Origin of the sequence: Modestobacter italicus, from assembly GCF_019799965.1 — a bacterium.
GTDB lineage: Bacteria > Actinomycetota > Actinomycetes > Mycobacteriales > Geodermatophilaceae > Modestobacter > Modestobacter italicus_A.
In genome coordinates, this window is sequence record NZ_JABGCJ010000004.1 from 188,381 (window position 1) to 208,516 (window position 20,136).

The following is a 20,136-nucleotide window of genomic DNA, read 5'->3' on the forward strand; positions in this document are numbered from 1 at the left end:
ACCTGCCGCCGGGGCGCGGTCGTGTCCGGACCACGACGAGAGGACCGAGCCACCCCGTGGAGGCAGACGTGAGCACACCCACCCCCACCGACCAGCCGCCGCTGACCGGCATCACCGTGCTGGAGGTCGGCGTCTTCATGGCGGCCCCCTATGCCGCCATGCAGCTGGCCGACCTCGGTGCCCGGGTGGTCAAGGTCGAGGACCCGCGGTCGGGGGACCCGGTGCGGGCCAGTGGGCCGTTCGTCGACGGCGAGAGCTCCCCCTACCTGCGGCTGAACCGGAACAAGGAGTCGGTGGCACTGGACCTGAAGTCCGCGGCGGGCAAGCAGGCGTTCCTCGCCCTGGCCGAGACCGCCGACGTGGTGATCGAGAACCTCCGGCCCGGTGCGATGGCCCGGCTCGGCCTCGACGCCGAGGCCATCTGGGCGGTCAACCCGCGGGTGGTGCACGCCTCCGGCTCCGGCTGGGGCCAGGACGGCCCGCTGGCCCCGCTGCCCGGACTGGACATCATGGCGCAGGCCCGCAGCGGGATCATGAGCATCACCGGCACCCCCGGCGGGGAGCCGGTCAAGGTCGGCGTCCCGGTCTGCGACCTGGTCTGCGGCCTCTACCTGGCCCTCGCGGTCACCGCCGCGCTGCGCGAACGCGACCGCACCGGCGTCGGCCAGTCGATCGACGTCTCGCTGTTCGAGGCCGGCGTCAGCCTGGCCGTCTGGGAGGCCGGCAAGTGGTTCGCCACCGGCGAGGTCGGCGGGCCCCTGGGCTCGGCGCACCAGAGCCAGGCGCCGTACCAGGCCTTCCAGACCGCCGACGGGTGGCTGACCATCGGCGCGAACACGCCCAACACCTGGGCCGGGCTGTGCCGGACGCTGGACACCCCCGAGCTGCTGGCCGACGAGGGGCTCTCCGACGCCACCCGCCGGCACGCCCGCCGCGGCGAGCTGCTCGACGCCATCGAGGCCCGCACCCGCACCCGCAGCACCGCGGAGCTGCTGGCCGCGCTCAACGCCGCCGGGGTGCCCTGCGCGCCGATCAACGACTACGGCCAGGTGTTCACCGACGAGCACCTGGCCGCGCGGGAGTTCTTCTGGGACGCCCCGCACCCCACACTCGGCCCGGTGCGCCAGCTGGGCTCACCGATGCGGTTGAGCCGCACACCCGCCGTCCGCGGGGTGGCCGGCCCGCCACTGGGCGCCGACACCCGTGCGGTGCTGGAACGGGCCGGCGTCCCGGCCGAGATCGTCGACGCAGTGGCACCCACGGGAGGAGACCGGGCATGAGCGAACTCGAGGTCAGCCAGGACGGCGCCGTCCTGACCGTGCTGTTCAACCGGCCCGAGGCGCGCAACGCGATGACCTTCGCGATGTACGAGGGCCTGGAGGAGGCCTGCGCCCGGGCGGACGCCGACGACTCGGTCCGCGTCCTGGTGCTCCGCGGGGCCGGCCGGGCGTTCGTCGCCGGCACCGACATCGCCCAGTTCCTCGAGTTCGGGACGGGGGAGTCCACCAGCGGGGACGACGGCATCGCCTACGAGGCGCGGATCGAGCGGGTGGTCAACCGCCTGGAGGACGTCACGGTGCCCACCGTCGCCGCGGTCGACGGCGCCTGCGTCGGCGGCGGGCTGGCGCTGGCCGCCGCCTGCGACCTGCGGATCGCCACCGCGTCGTCCCGGTTCGGCGTCCCGATCGCCCGCACGCTGGGCAACTGCCTGTCGATGAACACCTACTCGCTGCTGGTGCACCACCTGGGCCCGGGTCGGACGCTGGACATGCTGCTGCGCGCGAAGCTGCTGTCGGCCGCCGACGCGGCCGGTGCCGGCTTCGTCGGCGAGGTGGTGCCCGACGGCGAGCTCGACCCGGCACTCACCTCGCTCATCGAGACGCTGCTGGCCCACGCTCCGCTGAGCACGAAGGCCGCCGGCCAGGCGGTGGCCCGGCTGCGCCGGGCCACGCTGCCCGACGGCGACGACCTGGTGCGCGAGGTGTTCGGCAGCGAGGACTTCCGGGCCGGGGTGCGGGCGTTCGTGGACCGCGGCCGGGTCAGCTGGACCGGGCGCTGAGCGCGCGGCCGCCGTCCTCGTGCAGCTCGGCAGCGAGCGCGGCCGCGGTCTCCTGCAGCCGCGCCACGATCCCCGGGACGCTCTCCATCGGCACCCGGCCCTCCGGGCCGGAGACCGAGATCGCCGTCTGGGCGGGGCCGCCCGGCACCGGCACGGCCACGCACCGGACGCCGATCTCCTGCTCCCCGTCGTCGAGCACGTAGCCCTGCGCGGCGATCTGCGGCAGCAGCGCCAGCAGCTCGTCGGGGTCGGTGACCGTCTTGGCGGTACGGCGGGGCATCCCGCCGCGCTCGAGCAGGTCACGGGCGGTCCCGGCGGGCAGCTGGGAGAGCAGCGCCTTGCCCACGCCGGTGCAGTGCAGGTGCACCCGGCGGCCGACCTCGGTGAACATCCGCATCGAGTGCCTGGAGGGCACCTGGGCGACGTAGACGACCCGGTCGCCGTCCAGCATCGCCAGGTTCGCCGTCTCCCCCGTGGCGTCGACCAGGTCGCTCAGGTGCGGGCGCGCCCAGGTGCCGAGCGTCCGGGAGGAGCTCTCCCCGAGGTGGATCAGCCGCGGCCCCAGCACGTAGCGCCGGGAGGGCAGCTGCCGCACGTAGCCCCGGGCGACCAGGGTGCGCACCAGCCGGTGGATCGTGGACAGCGGCAGGCCACTGTCCACGGCGAGCCGGGACAGCGCCACCTCGCCGCCGTCCTCGGCCATCAGCTCCAGCAGCAGGAACGCCCGCTCCAGGGACTGGACCCCACCGTCCGTGCCGTCGGCCATGTCGTTCCTCTCCGTCGTGGGCACCCACCGGGCGGACGTCATGACCTCCGCCGGCGGGTGCTCCCGGGCCGGACGGGCGGGATGCTGGCCCCGCCGTCGTCTTGACCCGACTGGTGACCGAGGATACGTTTTCCACATCACAGATGGAACCTTCCGCTTCACGGAAGGTGCGTTCGCTGCGTCTCACTGCGTGCGGCCCCGGAGCACCGGGCGGCCCTCGCAGGAGACCGACCTCCAGGGAGAGTCATGAGCACGGTCGACGGCGTGGAGATCACCGGCCCGATGGGCCCGCGGTTCGACGAGGTCCTGACACCACAGGCTCTCGGCCTCATCGCCCTGCTGCACCGGGAGCTCAACGGGCGCCGGCTCGAGCGGCTGCGGGCGCGCACCGAGCGGGTGCAGGCGCTCGCCGCCGGCGGCACGCTGGACTTCCTGCCGGAGACGGCCTCGATCCGCGAGGACGACTCCTGGCGGGTGGCCCCGCCGGCCCCCGGCCTGGTCGACCGCCGGGTGGAGATGACCGGCCCGACCGACCGCAAGATGACGATCAACGCGCTCAACTCCGGCGCCAAGTGCTGGCTGGCCGACCAGGAGGACGCCAACTCCCCGCTCTGGGAGAACGTCGTCAACGGCCCGCTCAACCTGATGGACTCGATCGACCGCACGATCGACTTCACCAGCCCGCAGGGCAAGAAGTACGAGCTCAAGCCGGACGACGAGCTGCCCACGATCATCGTGCGCCCGCGCGGCTGGCACCTGCCGGAGAAGCACATCACCGTCGACGGCGAGCAGACCTCCGGCAGCCTGGTCGACTTCGCGCTGTACCTCTCCGCCTGCGGCCAGAAGCAGATCGACCGCGGCCAGGGGCCGTACTTCTACCTGCCGAAGATGGAGAGCCACCTCGAGGCGCGGCTGTGGAACGACGCGTTCGTCCTCGGCCAGGACCACCTGGGCATCCCGCGCGGCACCATCCGCGCCACCTGCCTGATCGAGACCTACCCGGCCGCGTTCGAGATGGAGGAGATCCTCTACGAGCTGCGCGAGCACTCCTCCGGGCTCAACGCCGGCCGCTGGGACTACCTGTTCAGCGTGATCAAGACCTTCCGCACCCGGGGCGAGGACTTCACCCTCCCCGACCGGAACTCGATCACGATGACCGTGCCGTTCATGCGGGCCTACACCGAGCTGCTGGTGCGCACCTGCCACAAGCGCGGCGCGCACGCGATGGGCGGCATGTCGGCGTTCATCCCGAGCAAGGACCCGGCGAAGAACGAGTTCGCCTTCAACAAGATCACCGAGGACAAGACCCGCGAGGCCAACGACGGCTTCGACGGCTCCTGGGTCGCCCACCCCGGCATGGTGCAGACGGCGATGGACGCCTTCGACAAGGTGCTCGGCGACAAGCCCAACCAGCTGGACAAGCTCCGCGAGGACGTGCACGTCACCGCCGCCGACCTGCTCAACGTCAAGGCCACCCCCGGTGAGGTCACCGAGGGCGGGCTGCGGGCCAACGTCAGCGTCGGCATCCAGTACGTCGAGTCCTGGCTGCGCGGCTCCGGTGCCGCGGGCATCAACGGCCTGATGGAGGACGCCGCCACCGCCGAGATCAGCCGCAGCCAGGTCTGGCAGTGGCTGCACAACGGCGTGACGCTCAGCGACGGCCAGCCGGTCACCACCGAGCTGGTGCAGCGGGTGATCGAGGAGGAGGTCGCCGCCATCGCCGAGGCCAAGGGAGATGCGTACGCCTCGGGCCGGTGGGACGATGCCCGTGCGCTGTTCACCGAGATGGCCCTGGGCGACGACTACAACGACTTCCTGACCGTCCCGGCCTACGAGCGCATGCCCTGACGCTCGCCCCCCGGGCGGCCATGTTCGCCAACATGGCCGCCCGGGGTCGCACCACCACGTACGAACCTGCAGGTCCGGCAATGAAGGCGGAACCTCATGAGCGGTACGCACGGCACCCAGACGACGGCCGGCCCGGTCCTCGGCGACACCCCGCCCGAGGCGACCTCGGCCACCGGTGAGGCGGGCGACAACGCCGCGGGGATCGAGGCCGTCGGCCGGGTCGCCCGGACGGTGATGCCCGAGACCGGGGTGATCGCCGACCCCACCCAGCTGCGCACCTACGAGTGCGACGGCCTGGCCCACTACCGGGTCACCCCGGCGCTCGTGGTGCTCCCCGAGACCACCGAGCAGCTCGCCGCCGTGGTGAAGGCGTGCGCCGACCACGGGGTGCCCTTCGTCGCCCGCGGCTCGGGCACCGGCCTGTCCGGCGGGGCGCTCCCCCGGGCCGACGGCGTCCTGGTGGTCACCTCCCGGATGCGGACGATCCGCGAGATCCGGCGGGCCGACCAGCGCGCGGTCGTCGAGCCCGGCGTGATCAACCTCGACGTCACCCGGGCCGCCACCGGTGAGGGCTACTACTACGCCCCCGACCCCAGCAGCCAGCAGATCTGCTCGATCGGCGGCAACCTGGCGGAGAACTCCGGCGGCGCGCACTGCCTGAAGTACGGCTTCACCAGCAACCACGTGCTCGGCACCGAGCTGGTCACCCCGCAGGGCGACCTCGTGCAGCTGGGCGGGCTGGCGCCGGACTCCCCCGGCTACGACCTGCTCGGCACCGTCGTCGGCTCCGAGGGCACCCTCGGCATCGCCACCACCGCCACCGTGCGGCTGGTCCGGCTGCCCGAGGAGGTGCGCACCCTGCTCGTCGGCTTCCACAGCACCGACGACGCCGGCGCGGCCACCTCGGCGATCATCGGCAGCGGGGTCCTGCCGGCGGCCATCGAGATGATGGACGCCCTCGCCATCGAGGCCGCCGAGGCCGCGGTGCACTGCAACTACCCCGACGGCGCCGGCGCCGTGCTGGTCATCGAGCTCGACGGAGCCGCGGCCGAGGTCGAGCACGAGTACGCCCTGGTCGAGCGGTTCTGCCAGGAGAACGGCGCCTTCGAGCTGCGGCTGGCCATCGACGCCACCGAGCGGGCGCTGATCTGGCGGGGCCGCAAGTCCGCCTTCGCCGCCGTGGGCCGGATCAGCCCCGACTACATCGTCCAGGACGGCGTGATCCCCCGGACCGCGCTCCCCGAGGTGCTGCGGGCGATCGCGGAGCTCTCGGAGTCCTCCGGCGTCCGGGTGGCCAACGTCTTCCACGCGGGCGACGGAAACCTGCACCCGCTGGTGCTCTTCGACGGGGAGAAGGAGGGCGCCACCGAGGCCGCGGAGCAGGTCAGCGGCGCGATCCTGGACCTCTGCATCACCCACGGCGGGGCGATCACCGGCGAGCACGGAGTGGGCGTGGACAAGGCCGCCTACATGCCCAAGATGTTCACCGACGACGACCTGGACACCATGCAGCTGGTCCGGTGCGCGTTCGACCCGGGCAACATCTCCAACCCCGGCAAGGTCTTCCCCACGCCCCGGCTGTGCGGCGAGGTGCCCGGCAAGCGGAAGAAGGCCCACCCGCTGGTCGAGGCCGGCCTGGCGGACGCGTTCTGATGACCACCATCAGCCTGGACGCCGCCCGCACCGCCCTCGCCGACGCCTGCCGCGAGGTCGCCGACGCCACCGCGGCCGACGCCGTCGACGGGGTGCCCACCGCCCTCGTCGCCCGACCCGGCTCCACCGAGGAGACCGCCGCCGTGCTGCGGGCCGCCGCCGCGCAGGGGCTCACCGTCGTCCCCCGCGGCCAGGGCACCAAGCTCGGCTGGGGCCGCCCGCCCGAGTCCGCCGACGTGGTCCTCGACCTGAGCCGGATGGACCGCGTGCTCGACCACGCCGCCGGCGACCTGATCGTGGAGACCCAGGCCGGCGCGCTGCTCGGCGACGTGCAGCAGACGGTCGGCTCGGCCGGTCAGCGGCTGGCGCTGGACGAGCCGGTCCCCGGCGGCACCGTCGGCGGCATGCTGGCCACCAACGCGAGCGGCCCCGGCCGGGTCGCCGTCGGCACCGCCCGCGACCTGCTGATCGGCTGCACCGTGGTGCGCGCCGACGGCGTGGTCGCCAAGGCCGGTGGCCGGGTGGTCAAGAACGTCGCCGGCTACGACCTCGGCAAGCTGGTCATCGGCTCGTTCGGCACGCTCGTCGTGGTCACCGAGGCGGTGTTCCGGCTGCACCCCGTGCCGGCCGCCCGGCGCTTCCTCACCGTGCCGTTCGGCGCCCCCGAGGACGCCTCCGCCCTGGTGCAGGCCGTCGTGCACGCCCAGGTCGTGCCGGCCGCGGTCGAGGTGGAGGAGCGCGCCGACGGCAGCGGCACGGTCGGCGTGCTGCTGGAGGGCACCCCCGCCGGGGTCGAGGCCCGCACCGCGACCGCCCGGCAGCTGCTGGGCGCGGGCACCGAGGACGCCGAGCAGCCACCGTCCGGCTGGGGCGTGCTGCCGTGGACCGAGCAGGCCGGGTCGACCGGCCTCAAGCTCACCTGCGCGCTGTCCGGGCTGGCGCCGGTGCTCACCGCCGCCCGCCGGGCCGCCGACGAGGTGGGCGTGCAGCTCACCGTTCGCGGCTCCGGGGGCGCCGGCGTCCTGTACGCCGCGCTCGCCGCCGACGCTCCGGTCGACGCCGTGGCCGCGGTCGTCGCCCGTACCCGCGCGGTCTGCACCGAGCACGGCGGGTCGCTGGTCGTCCTGGACGGGCCGGCCGCGGTGAAGGCCGGGGTGGACACCTGGGGGCCGGTGCCGGCGATCGACCTGATGCGCCGCGTGAAGGAACAGTTCGACCCCGAGCGCCGCCTGGCGCCGGGCCGTTTCGTCGGAGGCATCTGATGGCCGAGTCCACCCGCGCCCGTTCCGACGAGCCGCAGAGCGACCCCCGCAAGGCCGACGCCCTCAGCGCCGGGCCGGTGCCCGTGGGCACCCCGACCGTGCGCCCGGCCTTCGACGACGAGCACCCGCCCTCGGCCGAGCTGATCAGCGACTGCGTGCACTGCGGCTTCTGCCTGCCCACCTGCCCCACCTACACGCTGTGGGGTGAGGAGATGGACTCCCCGCGCGGGCGGATCGACCTGATGAAGGCCGGGCTGCAGGGCGCGCCGATGACCGACACGATGGTGCAGCACTTCGACGCCTGCCTGGGCTGCATGGCCTGCGTGACGGCCTGCCCCTCCGGGGTCCAGTACGACAAGCTGATCGAGGCCACCCGGGTCCAGGTGGAGCGGCACCACACCCGCAGCCCCGGCGACCGGGCGATGCGCGCGGCGATCTTCGCGCTGTTCCCGTACAAGAAGCGGCTGCGGGCACTGCGCGGGCCGCTGCGCGCCTACCAGGCCAGCGGCCTGCCCGGGGTGGTGCGCAAGAGCGGCCTGCTGGAGCGGCTCGCCCCCAAGCTGGCCGCCATGGAGGGCCTGGCCCCGGTGCTGGAGAAGCGGGAGAAGCTGCCCGAGCGGGTGCCGGCGACCGGCACCCGGCGGGCGGTGGTCGGGCTGCTCACCGGCTGCGTGCAGGGCGAGTTCTTCCCCGGCGTCAACGCCGCCACCGCCCGGGTGCTCGCCGCCGAGGGCTGCGACGTGATCATCCCGCGCCGGCAGGGCTGCTGCGGTGCACTGTCGGTGCACAACGGGCGACAGGAGGAGGCGGAGTCCTTCGCCCGGGCCACCATCGACGCGTTCGAGGCCGCCGGCGTGGACACCGTCGTGGTCAACGCGGCCGGCTGCGGCTCCAGCATGAAGGAGTACGCCGACGTCCTGGCCGACGACCCCGACTACGCCGAGCGCGCGAAGGCCTTCTCCGGCAAGGTGCGGGACGTCTCGGAGTTCCTCGCCGACCTGGGCAGCGTCGCCGTCCGGCACCCGCTGGAGGTGACCGTGGCCTACCACGACGCCTGCCACCTCGGGCACGCCCAGGGCATCCGCAGCCAGCCGCGCAGCCTGCTCAAGGAGGTGCCGGGGCTGCAGCTGAAGGAGATCCCGGAGGCCGACATCTGCTGCGGCTCGGCCGGCATCTGGAACGTGCTGAACCCCGAGCCCGCGCGCGAGCTCGGTGACCGCAAGGCCCGCAACATCGCCTCGACCGGGGCCCAGCTGCTGGTCACGGCGAACCCCGGCTGCCTCATGCAGGTGTCGTCCTCGCTGGAACGGCAGGGCACCCGGATCGGACTGGCCCACACCATCGAGGTGCTCGACGCCTCGATCCGCGGGCTCCCGGTGTCCACCCTCGGCCCGCAGCACTGAAAGGACCCCGTTCTCCTCACCCCTCGCGAGCTCGGGGCGAGCCTCGGAACGGGGCCTGACCGTCACGCCGGACGCCCCGCCCACTCAGGGCGGAGCGTCCGGCGGTCAGTCGGTGCGGCCGGTGACCTCGGCCTCGTGCGCCTCGCCGAGCCGGTTCAGGCGGCCCAGCAACTGCGCGAGCGTCGCCACGTCCGCGGTGTCCCAGTCGCTGAGGTCGGCCTCCCAGCGGGCGCGGCGGGCGTCCCGGAGCCGACTGAGCCGGCGGTGCCCCTCCTCGGACGTGGACAGCACCTGCGCCCGGCCGTCGTCGGGGTCGGCCGCCCGGTCGACCAGGCCGAGGTCGACCAGTGAGGCCACCTGCCGGCTGACCGTGCTCTTGTCCAGCCCGAGCCGAGCGACCACGTCGCTGGCCCGCAGCGGGCCGGCGTCGTCCAGCAGCACGAGCAGCCCGTAGGCCGCGCCGTCCAGGTCCTGGTGCAGCTCACCTCCCAGGCGGCCGGAGATGGCCCGGGAGCGGCGGAGCAGCAGCGCGACCTCCCGCTCCAGCGCCACGTAGGCGGCGTGGCTGTCCAAGAGGGCGTCCTGCGGCCCGGCACCGCCCTCGGCGGTCTGCGGTCCCGATGCACTGTCGACGGTCACGTGGTTCTCCACGTCCAAGGCGGACCCTGCGTTCCCGGAACCGGTCACTGCTGACCTCGGGGCCGCCACACCACCAGGGCGGAACTGGCGGTACGCGGCACCAGATCGCGTCGGTAGGCGGCCGAGACCGCCGACTCCGCGGCGATCCGGCGGGCCTCGGAGACCTCGAGCTCGTCGAGCAGCTCGGCGACCCGCCCCTGCAGCGCCTCCACCCGGGACTCCAGCTCGATGATCCGCTTGATGCCGGCCAGGTTGACACCGTCCTCCTGGCTGAGCCGCTGCACCTCCCGGAGCAGCGCCACGTCGCGCGCGCTGTACCGGCGCCCGCCACCGGCGGTGCGGCCGGGGCTGACCAGGCCGAGCCGGTCGTACTGCCGCAGCGTCTGGGCGTGCATGCCGGCGAGCTCGGCAGCGACGGAGATGACGAACACCGGCGCGTCCTCGGCGAAGGACCGGCCGGGGCCGGGCAACGTCATCGGGCGCCTCCCTCACGCAGGGCCGCGGTGATCTCCGGCCGCGGGTCGTCGGGCAGTTCGGTGGCGAGCTTCTCGATCGCCTCCCGCGCGCCGGGGGTGAGCCGGCTGGGGACGGCGACCTCCACGGTCACCAGCAGGTCGCCGGTGCCACCCTTGCCGGGGACGCCGCGCCCGCGCACCCGCATGGTGCGGCCGCTGGACGTGCCGGCCGGCACCTTCAGCGACACCGAGCCGTCCAGCGTGGGCACGGTCAGCGTCGTCCCGAGCGCGGCCTCGGCGAAGGAGACCGGCACGGTGAGGGTGAGGTCGTTGCCGGAGCGGCCGAACAGCTCCGACCCGGTCACGTGCACCACGACGAACAGGTCGCCGGCCGGGCCGCCGCGCCGGCCGGGGGCGCCCTTGCCGGCCAGCCGGATGCGCTGGCCGTCCTTGACGCCGGCCGGGATCCGGACGGTGATGGTGCGGGTCTGGTTGGTGACGCCGCTGCCCCGGCACTCCGGGCAGGGGTCGTCGACGACCGAGCCGGTGCCGCGGCACTCCTTGCACGGCTCGGAGAAGGCGAACGCACCCTGGCTGCGACTGGTGACGCCGGCGCCGTTGCACACCGGGCAGGTGTGCGGACTGGTGCCCGGGCGGGCGCCGTTGCCGGAGCAGGTGGGGCAGGTGCCCGGGCTCTGCATCCGCAGCGGGACGGTCACCCCGAGCACGGCCTCGTCGAAGGCGAGGGTCGCCTCGGTCTCGACGTCCTGGCCCCGTGCGGGGCCGGAGCCGGCCTGGCTGCGGCCGCGGGCCGTCCCGGCACCGCCGGGGGCACCGGCGCCGGTGAACAGCCCGCCGAACAGGTCACCGAGCCCACCGGCGCGGCCGCCGGCCCCGGGGGCACCGGCGCCGCCGAACAGGTCACCGAGGTCGAAGGGCTGGCCTGCACCGGCGCCGCCACCGGGGAACCCGCCCGGGAACCCGCCGCCCGGCGCACCAGCGCCCGGCCGGAAGCCACCGCTGCCGAACAACCGGCGGGCCTCGTCGTACTCGGCCCGCCGCTTGGGGTCCGACAGCACGTCGTAGGCCTCGGAGACCTCCTTGAACCGTGTCTCGGCGCGGGTGTTCCCCGGGTTCTTGTCCGGGTGGAGCTCACGGGCCAGCTGGCGGTACGCCTTCTTGATGGCCGCGGCATCGGCGTCCTTGGCGACGCCCAGGGCCGCGTAGTAGTCCTTCTCGATGAAGTCCCGGGTGCTGCTCATCGGACGCCTCCTCTCTGCTGGGCTGGGAACGGGGCGGTCCGGCCTCCGGGTGCCGGAGGCCGGACCGGCCTGAGGGTGGTGCTCAGCCGGCGGCCGGGCCCGCGCCCGGCTGCTCGGCGTCCTGCTGCTCGGTGACGGGCAGCTCGCCGTCGGCGGCGACCGCCGGCTCGGCTGCGGGGGCCGGCGCCTCGGGGTCGGTCACCCCGACCATGGCCGTGCGCAGCACCCGGTCGCCGCGCCGGAAGCCCGGGCGGAGCACCGTCGTGGCGGTCGGCTGGCTGACCTCGGGGGAGGTGTCGTGCAGCACCGCCTCGTGCAGTGCGGGGTCGAACACGTCGCCCGGCTGGCCGAACGTGGTCACACCGAGGCCGTCCAGCAGCCCCAGCACCCGGTCGGCGACCACCTTGAAGGCACCGGTGAGGTCGCCGTGGTCCCGGGCGCGCTCGATGTCGTCGACGATCGGGAACAGCTGACCGGCGAAGCGCTCCGCCGCCTGGTCCACCACCAGGGCCCGGTCCCGCTCGACCCGGCGCCGGTAGTTCGCGTACTCGGCGGTGACCCGCTGCAGGTCCTCGGTCCGCTCGGCCAGCTGGCGGGCGACCGGATCGGCGCCGCTGTCGGGCGCCCCGGCCACCGGCTGGTCGGCGAGCGGAGCCGCCCCGTCGTCGACCCCGGCCATGTCGCTGTGCTGCTCGCTCATCTGCTCTCCCTGCTCGCTCGCGGTGCCGGCCGGCGCGTCGCCGTCCGGCACCCGGGCCGCTCCGCTGGTCGGGTCGATGCGCCGCTTGTCGCGGATGACCACCCGCGGCGCCTCGTCCTGCTGGCTCATCGTCTCCCCCGGTGTCCACCGGCCCGGCGGACCGGGCCGGTGGACACGCACGTGGCCGGTGAGGTCACCGCTTGTCGGTGTCGTCGTCCACGATCTCGGCGTCGACGACGTCGTCATCGGCAGCGGTCCCGGTCGAGGAGGCACCGGTGGCCCCGGTGGCCCCGTCGAAGCCGGCGTCACCCGTGGCAGCGCCGTCGGCGCCGTCGGCCTGCGCCTGGGCGTAGAGCGCCCCGCCGACCTCCTGGGAGACCCGGGCGACCTTCTCCTGCGCGGACTTGATCGCGTCGATGTCCGAGCCGCCGAGGGCGGAGCGCAGCTCGGTCAGCGCCTCGCCGAGCTCCTCCTTCTTGTCGGCCGGGATCTTGTCGCCGTTCTCGGCCAGGAACTTCTCGGTCTGGTACTGCAGCGACTCGGCCAGGTTGCGGGTCTCGGCCTCGTCGCGGCGGCGCTTGTCCTCCTCGGCGTGGGCCTCGGCGTCGCGCATCATCCGCTCGATGTCGTCCTTGGGCAGGGCCGAGCCTCCGGTGATGGTCATCGACTGCTCCTTGCCGGTGCCCAGATCCTTGGCGGACACGTGCACGATGCCGTTCGCGTCGATGTCGAAGGCGACCTCGATCTGCGGGACGCCACGGGGCGCCGGCGGCAGACCGGTCAGCTCGAACATGCCGAGCTTCTTGTTGTAGGCGGCCATCTCGCGCTCGCCTTGGAACACCTGGATCTGCACCGACGGCTGGTTGTCGTCGGCCGTCGTGAAGATCTCCGAGCGCTTCGTCGGGATCGTGGTGTTCCGCTCGATGAGCTTGGTCATGATCCCGCCCTTGGTCTCGATGCCCAGGGAGAGCGGGGTGACGTCGAGGAGCAGGACGTCCTTGACCTCACCGCGGAGCACACCGGCCTGCAGCGCGGCACCCACGGCGACGACCTCGTCGGGGTTGACGCCCTTGTTGGGCTCCTTGCCGCCGGTCAGCTCGCGCACCAGCTCGGTGACGGCGGGCATGCGGGTCGAGCCACCGACCAGGACGACGTGGTCGATGTCGCCGACCTTGACGCCGGCGTCGCGGATGGCCTGGTTGAACGGGGCCTTGGTGCGGTCGAGCAGGTCCTGGGTCATCCGCTGGAACTCGGCGCGGGTGATGGTGACGTCCAGGTGCAGGGGGCCCTCGGCGCCGGCGGTGATGTAGGGCAGGTTCACGTTCGTCGACTGCGCGCCGGACAGCTCGATCTTGGCCTTCTCGGCGGCCTCGCGGAGGCGCTGCATGGCCAGCTTGTCCTTCGCCAGGTCGATGCCGCTCTGGGCGTTGAAGGTCTGCACCAGGTGCTTGACGACCCGCTCGTCCCAGTCGTCGCCGCCGAGCTTGTTGTCACCGGCAGTGGACTTGACCTCGATGACGCCGTCGCCGATCTCCAGCAGGCTGACGTCGAAGGTGCCACCGCCGAGGTCGAACACCAGGATGGTCTGCTCGGTCTCGCCCTTGTCCAGCCCGTAGGCCAGCGCGGCCGCGGTCGGCTCGTTGACGATGCGCAGCACGTTCAGGCCGGCGATCTCACCGGCCTCCTTGGTGGCCTGGCGCTGGGCGTCCTCGAAGTAGGCGGGGACGGTGATGACGGCCTCGGTGACCGGCTCGCCCAGGTAGGTCTCGGCGTCGCGCTTGAGCTTCTGCAGCACCCGGGCGCTGATCTCCTGCGGGGTGTACTGCTTGCCGTCGATGTCGCCGGTCTTCCAGGTCGTGCCGATCTCGCGCTTGACGCTGCGGATCGTGCGGTCGACGTTGGTGACCGCCTGGTTCTTCGCCGACTGGCCGACCAGGACCTCGCCGTTCTTGGCGAAGGCCACGACCGACGGGGTGGTGCGGGCACCCTCGGAGTTGGCGATGACGGTGGGCTCGCCGCCCTCGAGGACTGCCACGACGGAGTTCGTCGTGCCCAGGTCGATTCCGACTGCTCGTGCCATGGAAGGACTCTCCTGTGCGTTGCTGACGGGGTGGTGCTGGTCGAGGAGCTGAGGGCCACCACGCCGGGGACGCCGGGCTCGTGACACCGGCCGACCGCCTTGCGCGTGGTCCGCTCAACTTTCCTGCCCAGCCTAACGGCAGTCCGCCCCGCCCTGTTCCCGGCCCCCACGGGTCACCTCACCGCGTCCCGCCGCAGGCACCTCCCCACCGTGCGGGCCAGGAGAGGAGCGCGCACGGTGAGGGAGGCAGGGAGCGGCCGGTCAGTCGCCGGCGACCCCGGTCGGGCCGGTGGCGGTCGCCGCGGTCGGCACCTGCTCCGGGAACGTCGGCAACGAGACCTCGGGTCGCGCCACCGTGGCGTCACACAGGGCCGGGTCACCGAACGCCGGGTCCAGCGCGTAGGTCTGCGGGAACGCGTGCGGCACCGGCACGCCGTCGGCCGCCAGCGGCTGCCGGAGCACCCGGGCACACCCGTCGGCCCACCACTCCTGGAAGCCGACCTGGAGCGGGCGGCCGTCCTGGTCGTAGAGGAGCACGTCCTCCAGCGGCGTCCCGTCGGCCGCGTAGGGCAGCACGTCGGTGACCGGCCCGTACCGCGACACCAGCGGGTGCTCGCCGACGGCCTGGTCGTAGACCGCCGGGTAGGTGTAGCCGGCGTCGTAGGACGGGTACGAGGTGCGGTCGGCGGCCAGGACGAACGCCACCAGCGCGAGGACGGCGCCGGCGCCGGTCAGCAGCCGGGCGGCCAGCGGAGCGAGCTCCCGCCGGCCGAGCACGACCGAGCCGGCGATCGCGGCCGGCACCATCAGCACGCCGAGCTCGTCGCTGCCCAGCGGCGCCGGGACCGGGAAGTCCCACTGGCCGGCCAGCGCGCAGGGCACGGCCACGACCAGGTAGCCGCGCAGCACCCACCAGGCGGGGCGGAGCTCGACCCACAGGCGGCGCACCTCGCCGGCCAGCGGATGGGCCCGCACCTCGGCCGCCACCCGCCGGAGCTCGGCCAGCCGCGCCGACGGTGCGAGCGCACCCCGTGCCGGCAGGCCGGCGGCGGCCCGCAGCTCCTCGGCGTAGGCCGCTGGCGAGCCGAGCCGGATGACGACCGGGCAGTCGTCGCCCTCCTCGGCCAGCGCCGCCAGGTGCAGCTCGAGGTCCTCCAGGAGGGCCGCACGCTCCTCGGCAGGGAGGTCGGCGAGCTCGCGGTCGACGTCGGCCAGGTAGTCCCGCGCCTCCTGCGTCAGCCCGGGGGCCGTCGGAGAGCTCATGCCGGCGCCCCGCTCAGCAGCCCGTCGACGGCGTCGACGAACGTCCTCCACGTCTTGCCCGAGTCCTCCAGCACCGAACGCCCCCTGTCGTTGATCGCGTAGTACTTGCGGTGCGGCCCCTCGTCGCTGGGGACGACGTAGGACGTGAGCGCCCCGGCCTGGTAGAGCCGGCGCAGCGTCCCGTAGACCGACGCGTCGCCCACCTCCTCCAGGCCGGCCGAGCGCAGCCGTCGGACGACGTCGTAGCCGTAGCCGTCGGCCTCTCGCACGACGGCCAGCACCGCGACGTCGAGCACGCCCTTGAGCAGCTGACTGGCGTCCATCGCCACCCCCTCGCGACGCCGCCCCGTGGCGACGTCCGCGGTAGTGCACCATGCGCAGTAGTGCGGACCAGCGAGGACGGCGGCGTGTCGCCGACCTCAGCCCATCGGATCCGGTCAGCGACCACCAGGGCAGGACGGCCACCCCGGCCGCGCGGGCCCCGCGGAGCGGCGCCACTGGGGTTACCGATGAGTAGCCTGTGGGCGCCCGGTTAGTGTCCCTGCCGGGTGGGCGACGACGCCCGCGCACGCACGAGAGGGAGCTCATGGGCCCGTTGCAGATCGTCCTCGGCACGCTGGCCGTGCTCCTGCTGGTCGTCTCGGTGGTCTACGCCACCAAGGCCGTCCGCGCGATGCTGCGGATCTTCCGCACCGGCCAGCCCGACCCGACCCGCTCCGGCCCGGTCGGCCCACGGCTGAAGACGCTGGCCATCGAGTCCTTGGGGCACACCCGGATGCTCAAGTGGTCGGCGATCGGCGCCGCCCACTGGTTCGTCTTCATCGGGTTCTACGGCCTCTTCCTCACCCTCGTCGAGGCGTTCGGTGAGGTGTGGAACCCGGAGTGGCACCTCCCGCTGATCGGCGAGTGGGCCCTGTGGAACCTCTTCGTCGACCTGATCGGCGCCGCCACGGTGCTGGGCATCCTGTACCTGATCGTCCGGCGGCAGCTGGACCACCCGCGCCGCAAGGGCCGGGACAGCCGGTTCGCCGGGTCCAACGAGGGCCGCGGCTACTTCGTCGAGGCCGTCGTCCTCACCATCGGCGTCTGCATCCTGCTGATCCGCGCGATCAAGGTCGCCGCCGACCTGACCGACGCGCCCGCCTGGTCGCACCCGGTCTCCGGGGCCCTGGCGAACTTCGTCCCGGCCAACCCGGACCTGCTGTCGATCGTCGCCTTCGTCAAGATCGTCGTCAGCCTGGTCTGGCTGATCACCATCTCGCGGGTGCTCAACATGGGCGTCGCCTGGCACCGGTTCAGCGCCTTCTTCAACATCTACTTCAAGCGTGAGGACGACGGCTCGGTCGCCCTCGGCCCGCTGCAGCCGATGACGTCGGGCGGCAAGCCCATCGACTTCGAGGACCCCGGCGAGGACGACGTCTTCGGCCGCGGCAAGATCGAGGACTTCACCTGGAAGGGGATGCTGGACTTCACCACCTGCACCGAGTGCGGGCGGTGCCAGAGCCAGTGCCCGGCCTGGAACACCGGCAAGCCCCTGTCGCCGAAGATGGTGATCATGGACCTGCGGGACCACCTGTACGCCAAGGCCCCGTACCTGACCGGCGCGACGAAGGCGTCGGACAACGCCCCCGACTTCGCCGACTACTCGACGCTCAAGGCCAGTGACGAGCAGGTCTGGGCCTCCGGGTACGCCCGGATCGAGGGCACCAACGACGCCCAGGCGCACCGCCCGCTGGTCGGCACCCTCGAGGAGGGCGGGGTCATCGACCCCGACGTGCTGTGGAGCTGCACCAACTGCGGCGCCTGCGTCGAGCAGTGCCCGGTCGACATCGAGCACGTCGACCACATCATGGACATGCGCCGCTACCAGACGCTGATCGAGTCCAGCTTCCCCTCCGAGGCCGGCGTGATGATGCGCAACCTGGAGAACCGCGGGAACCCGTGGGGCGTGGGCGGCAACGTCCGCGAGGAGTGGATGAAGGACCTGGACTTCGAGGTCCGGCAGGTCGAGGGCGCGATCGACGACGACGTCGAGTACCTGTTCTGGGTGGGCTGCGCCGGCGCCATCGACGACCGCGCCAAGAAGGTCACCAAGGCCGTCGCCGAGCTGCTGCACATCGCCGGCGTCGAGTTCGCCGTCCTGGGCAACGGGGAGACCTGCTCGGGCGACCCGGCCCGCCGGATGGGCAACGAGTTCCTCTTCCAGCAGCTGGCCGCCGAGAACGTGGAGACGCTCAACGCCGTCTTCGAGGAGCGCCCGGCCGGACGACGGAAGATCGTCGCGACCTGCCCGCACTGCTTCAACTCGATCAACCGCGAGTACCCGCAGCTGGGCGGCGACTACGACGTCGTCCACCACACCCAGCTGCTGGGCCAGCTGGTCGAGGAGGGGCGGCTGACCCCGGTCACCCCGATCGACCGCAAGGTCACCTACCACGACCCGTGCTTCCTGGGCCGGCACAACAAGGTCTACACGCCCCCGCGCGAGATCCTCGACTCCGTCAAGGGCCTGACCACCCAGGAGATGCACCGCTGCAAGGACCGTGGCTTCTGCTGCGGCGCCGGCGGCGCGCGGATGTGGATGGAGGAGAAGATCGGCAAGCGGATCAACGTGGAGCGCACCGAGGAGGCGCTCGACCTCGACCCCGACGTCATCTCCACCGCCTGCCCGTTCTGCATCACCATGCTCAGCGACGCGGTGACCAGCAAGCAGCAGGCCGGCGAGGCCAAGGACCACGTCGAGGTCCTGGACGTCAGCCAGATCCTGCTGCGCTCGATGGCCCCGGTGGGCGCGCCCGGCACGGAGTCCGGCCCCGGCGTCGGCACTGAGCCCGACGACCCCGCCGGCACCGGCTCGGCCGCCACCCAGCACGACTGAGGAAGGACCCCGCGCCCGCGAGGCGTGGACCAGGTCACCTGAGCAACGGCCGTCCCCCTGCACCGGCGTCGGTGCGGGGGGACGGCCGTTGGTGCAGGGGGACGGCTTGGGACGCCGTCCGGGGGACACTGGCCCGGTGAGCTTCATCTTCGGTGGCGTCCGCGGCCACGAGGACCCGGAACTGGCGGCCGGCAACCGCCGCACCCGGATGCACTACGCCCGCGACGTCAACGACGAGCGCGCGCTGGCCGACGACCGGCCCACCATCCGCCGCGGGCGGAACTGGACGTGGCTGGCGGTGGCGGTGGTGGTCATGTCGCTGCTGGCCTTCGCCGGCAGCCGCGGCGCGGAGGACGTGCCGCTGGCCGCCGACTGCGACCGGCCCGCGATCGCCGTGGAGTCCAGCCTGGTCACCGCCGGCGAGCCGCTGCGCTTCCGGCTGACCGGCCCGGACGACGTCGACTACCTCATGACCCTGGACGGCGAGCCGGTGCGCGGGGATGCCGGCGGGACGGTGGCCTACACCGAGACCCCGGCCGGATCGACGTTCCGGCTGGCGCAGTGCCTGAGCCCGACGCTGCGACTGGCCACCCCGGCCGGCGACGGCCCGCACGAGCTGGCCGCTCTCCGGGTGGCCGCCGACGGCACGACCGAGCAGGTCACGGCGGTCACGGTCACGGTGTCCGGCACCCGGTAGCGGAGCCGGCGGCCGGCCGGGGCCCGCGGCTGCTCCCCCAGCCGTGCGGACCGGCCACGCTGCGCCGGACCGTGCAGCAGGAGGACCACTCTGCCCCCACCGCTCACAGGCTCGCGGCGGGACCCTGCAGAGTGGCCGCGTGCTCCTCCACCTGCGGGTCACCGTGCCGGCCGACCGCACCGCCGCCGTCACCGAGCTGCTCGATGCCTGCCCCGGCGTCGCGCACCTCGCCGTGCTGCCCGCCGCCTCGCTGCGCCCGGCCGGTGACGTGTTCCTCGTCGACGTCGCCCGCGAGTCCGCCGACTCGCTGGTCAACGGCCTGCGCCGGCTGCGCATCGACGTCGACGGCGGCATCGCCATGGAGGCCGTGGACGCCGCGGTCTCCCGGATGGCCGAGGAGGCGGAGCGACGGGCTCCCGGCGACGGGACCGACGCCGTGGTGTGGGAGCAGGTGGTGCGGACCACCGACACCGACGCCGCTCTGTCGGTCTCCTACCTGGCGTTCCTCACCATCGCCACGCTGCTGGCCACCGTGGCGATCATCAACGACTCGGCCGTGCTGCTCATCGGTGCGATGGTGCTCGGCCCGGAGTTCGGTCCGCTGGCCGCGCTGGCCGTGGGCCTGGTGCACCGGCGGCGGGCGATGGCCCGCCGCGCGGTGGTCTCCCTGGCGGCGGGGTTCGCGGTCGCGATCGCCGTCACGGCGCTGGCGGTGCTGTCCGGCCGTGGGCTGGGCTGGTTCGGCCCTGAGCTGCTGGCCGGTGAGCGCCCGGCGACCGGTTTCATCACCCAGCCCGACCGGTGGTCGGTGGTGGTGGCCGTGCTGGCCGGCGTGGCCGGGGTGCTGTCCCTGACCTCGGCGCGCTCGGGTGCGCTGGTCGGCGTCTTCATCTCGGTCACCACCGTGCCCGCGGCCGGGGACATGGCACTGTCGCTGGCCCTGGGAGGTGCCACCGAGTTCCGCGAGGCGACCACCCAGCTGGTGGTCAACCTGGTCGGCATCGTGCTCGCGGCGCTGATCACGCTGGCGGCCCAGCGGGCACTGTGGCAGCGGGTGCCGACCGCGGCGCCCCGCGTACAGGGGATCGGCCGCACCCACCACTGACCCGCGCCCACGTCAGCGGCCCACCCACCACTGGCGCGCCGGCCGCTGACCCGCTCCGCGGCGGTG

At 73.5% G+C, this 20,136-nt stretch carries 17 protein-coding genes; 9 read left to right on the forward strand and 8 right to left on the reverse strand.

Annotated features, from left to right (window positions below):
- Positions 1-68: 68 nt before the first annotated feature.
- A complete protein-coding gene (locus HLA93_RS11435) occupies positions 69-1,280 on the forward strand; it encodes a CaiB/BaiF CoA transferase family protein (RefSeq protein WP_308128070.1) in 1,212 nt (403 codons plus the stop codon).
- Entirely contained in the window at positions 1,277-2,059 is a 783-nt protein-coding gene (locus tag HLA93_RS11440) for an enoyl-CoA hydratase/isomerase family protein (RefSeq protein WP_222194506.1), read from the forward strand. Before HLA93_RS11435 ends, HLA93_RS11440 begins: the two co-directional genes overlap by 4 nt.
- On the opposite strand, the gene HLA93_RS11445 is transcribed toward HLA93_RS11440, so the two are convergent.
- The gene (locus HLA93_RS11445; RefSeq protein ID WP_281425273.1) at positions 2,040-2,867 is read right to left on the reverse strand and encodes an IclR family transcriptional regulator; all 828 of its coding nucleotides are present in this window, start codon (positions 2,865-2,867) and stop codon (positions 2,040-2,042) included. The two genes, HLA93_RS11440 and HLA93_RS11445, sit on opposite strands and share 20 nt — an antisense overlap.
- Before the next feature lie 204 nt (positions 2,868-3,071).
- Here HLA93_RS11445 and aceB point away from each other — a divergent pair, with 204 nt between their 5' ends.
- The 4 genes from aceB (at position 3,072) to HLA93_RS11465 (ending at position 8,991) form a co-directional block, all read left to right on the forward strand.
- Positions 3,072-4,673: a malate synthase A gene (gene aceB / locus HLA93_RS11450; protein ID WP_222194507.1), complete on the forward strand. Its 1,602-nt coding sequence runs from the start codon at positions 3,072-3,074 to the stop codon at positions 4,671-4,673.
- Positions 4,674-4,769: 96 nt separating this feature from the next.
- The gene (locus HLA93_RS11455) at positions 4,770-6,326 is read left to right on the forward strand and encodes an FAD-linked oxidase C-terminal domain-containing protein (RefSeq protein WP_222194508.1); all 1,557 of its coding nucleotides are present in this window, start codon (positions 4,770-4,772) and stop codon (positions 6,324-6,326) included.
- On the forward strand, positions 6,326-7,588 hold the full coding sequence (locus HLA93_RS11460; protein WP_222194509.1) for an FAD-binding oxidoreductase: 1,263 nt from the start codon (positions 6,326-6,328) through the stop codon (positions 7,586-7,588). The genes HLA93_RS11455 and HLA93_RS11460 overlap by 1 nt, the downstream gene beginning before the upstream one ends.
- Positions 7,588-8,991: a (Fe-S)-binding protein gene (locus tag HLA93_RS11465; protein WP_246626407.1), complete on the forward strand. Its 1,404-nt coding sequence runs from the start codon at positions 7,588-7,590 to the stop codon at positions 8,989-8,991. The genes HLA93_RS11460 and HLA93_RS11465 overlap by 1 nt, the downstream gene beginning before the upstream one ends.
- Positions 8,992-9,096: 105 nt before the next feature.
- Here HLA93_RS11465 and HLA93_RS11470 read toward each other — a convergent pair whose 3' ends face one another.
- From HLA93_RS11470 to HLA93_RS11500, 7 genes are all read right to left on the reverse strand, one after another.
- Positions 9,097-9,630: a MarR family winged helix-turn-helix transcriptional regulator gene (locus tag HLA93_RS11470; protein WP_308128071.1), complete on the reverse strand. Its 534-nt coding sequence runs from the start codon at positions 9,628-9,630 to the stop codon at positions 9,097-9,099.
- Between the two features lie 44 nt (positions 9,631-9,674).
- A complete protein-coding gene (locus HLA93_RS11475) occupies positions 9,675-10,106 on the reverse strand; it encodes a heat shock protein transcriptional repressor HspR (protein ID WP_222194511.1) in 432 nt (143 codons plus the stop codon).
- Positions 10,103-11,347 (reverse strand): molecular chaperone DnaJ, encoded by a 1,245-nt coding sequence (gene dnaJ / locus HLA93_RS11480; protein ID WP_222194512.1) that lies wholly within the window; start codon positions 11,345-11,347, stop codon positions 10,103-10,105. The genes HLA93_RS11475 and dnaJ overlap by 4 nt, the downstream gene beginning before the upstream one ends.
- Before the next feature lie 82 nt (positions 11,348-11,429).
- The gene (grpE, locus tag HLA93_RS11485; RefSeq protein ID WP_222194513.1) at positions 11,430-12,176 is read right to left on the reverse strand and encodes a nucleotide exchange factor GrpE; all 747 of its coding nucleotides are present in this window, start codon (positions 12,174-12,176) and stop codon (positions 11,430-11,432) included.
- A gap of 64 nt (positions 12,177-12,240) precedes the next feature.
- A complete protein-coding gene (gene dnaK, locus HLA93_RS11490) occupies positions 12,241-14,127 on the reverse strand; it encodes a molecular chaperone DnaK (protein WP_222194514.1) in 1,887 nt (628 codons plus the stop codon).
- 261 nt (positions 14,128-14,388) lie between these two features.
- A complete protein-coding gene (locus tag HLA93_RS11495; RefSeq protein ID WP_222194515.1) occupies positions 14,389-15,390 on the reverse strand; it encodes an HAAS signaling domain-containing protein in 1,002 nt (333 codons plus the stop codon).
- The gene (locus HLA93_RS11500) at positions 15,387-15,713 is read right to left on the reverse strand and encodes a PadR family transcriptional regulator (RefSeq protein ID WP_222194516.1); all 327 of its coding nucleotides are present in this window, start codon (positions 15,711-15,713) and stop codon (positions 15,387-15,389) included. The genes HLA93_RS11495 and HLA93_RS11500 overlap by 4 nt, the downstream gene beginning before the upstream one ends.
- Positions 15,714-15,976: 263 nt before the next feature.
- Here HLA93_RS11500 and HLA93_RS11505 point away from each other — a divergent pair, with 263 nt between their 5' ends.
- From HLA93_RS11505 to HLA93_RS11515, 3 genes are all read left to right on the forward strand, one after another.
- Entirely contained in the window at positions 15,977-18,268 is a 2,292-nt protein-coding gene (locus HLA93_RS11505) for a (Fe-S)-binding protein (protein ID WP_222194517.1), read from the forward strand.
- Positions 18,269-18,404: 136 nt separating this feature from the next.
- Positions 18,405-18,965: a hypothetical protein gene (locus HLA93_RS11510; protein WP_222194518.1), complete on the forward strand. Its 561-nt coding sequence runs from the start codon at positions 18,405-18,407 to the stop codon at positions 18,963-18,965.
- A gap of 139 nt (positions 18,966-19,104) precedes the next feature.
- On the forward strand, positions 19,105-20,070 hold the full coding sequence (locus tag HLA93_RS11515) for a DUF389 domain-containing protein (RefSeq protein ID WP_222194519.1): 966 nt from the start codon (positions 19,105-19,107) through the stop codon (positions 20,068-20,070).
- Positions 20,071-20,136 lie beyond the last annotated feature (66 nt).

Bases quoted from the DNA above. Each gene is read 5' to 3' on its own strand.
- HLA93_RS11495 (WP_222194515.1), bottom strand. From the start codon at position 15,390: ATGAGCTCTCCGACGGCCCCCGGGCTGACGCAGGAGGCGCGGGACTAC.
- HLA93_RS11475 (WP_222194511.1), bottom strand. From the start codon at position 10,106: ATGACGTTGCCCGGCCCCGGCCGGTCCTTCGCCGAGGACGCGCCGGTG.
- HLA93_RS11445 (WP_281425273.1), bottom strand. From the start codon at position 2,867: ATGACGTCCGCCCGGTGGGTGCCCACGACGGAGAGGAACGACATGGCC.
- grpE (WP_222194513.1), bottom strand. From the start codon at position 12,176: ATGAGCCAGCAGGACGAGGCGCCGCGGGTGGTCATCCGCGACAAGCGG.
- HLA93_RS11460 (WP_222194509.1), top strand. From the start codon at position 6,326: ATGACCACCATCAGCCTGGACGCCGCCCGCACCGCCCTCGCCGACGCC.
- HLA93_RS11505 (WP_222194517.1), top strand. From the start codon at position 15,977: ATGGGCCCGTTGCAGATCGTCCTCGGCACGCTGGCCGTGCTCCTGCTG.
- HLA93_RS11465 (WP_246626407.1), top strand. From the start codon at position 7,588: ATGGCCGAGTCCACCCGCGCCCGTTCCGACGAGCCGCAGAGCGACCCC.
- HLA93_RS11500 (WP_222194516.1), bottom strand. From the start codon at position 15,713: ATGGACGCCAGTCAGCTGCTCAAGGGCGTGCTCGACGTCGCGGTGCTG.
- HLA93_RS11455 (WP_222194508.1), top strand. From the start codon at position 4,770: ATGAGCGGTACGCACGGCACCCAGACGACGGCCGGCCCGGTCCTCGGC.
- HLA93_RS11440 (WP_222194506.1), top strand. From the start codon at position 1,277: ATGAGCGAACTCGAGGTCAGCCAGGACGGCGCCGTCCTGACCGTGCTG.
- dnaJ (WP_222194512.1), bottom strand. From the start codon at position 11,347: ATGAGCAGCACCCGGGACTTCATCGAGAAGGACTACTACGCGGCCCTG.
- dnaK (WP_222194514.1), bottom strand. From the start codon at position 14,127: ATGGCACGAGCAGTCGGAATCGACCTGGGCACGACGAACTCCGTCGTG.
- aceB (WP_222194507.1), top strand. From the start codon at position 3,072: ATGAGCACGGTCGACGGCGTGGAGATCACCGGCCCGATGGGCCCGCGG.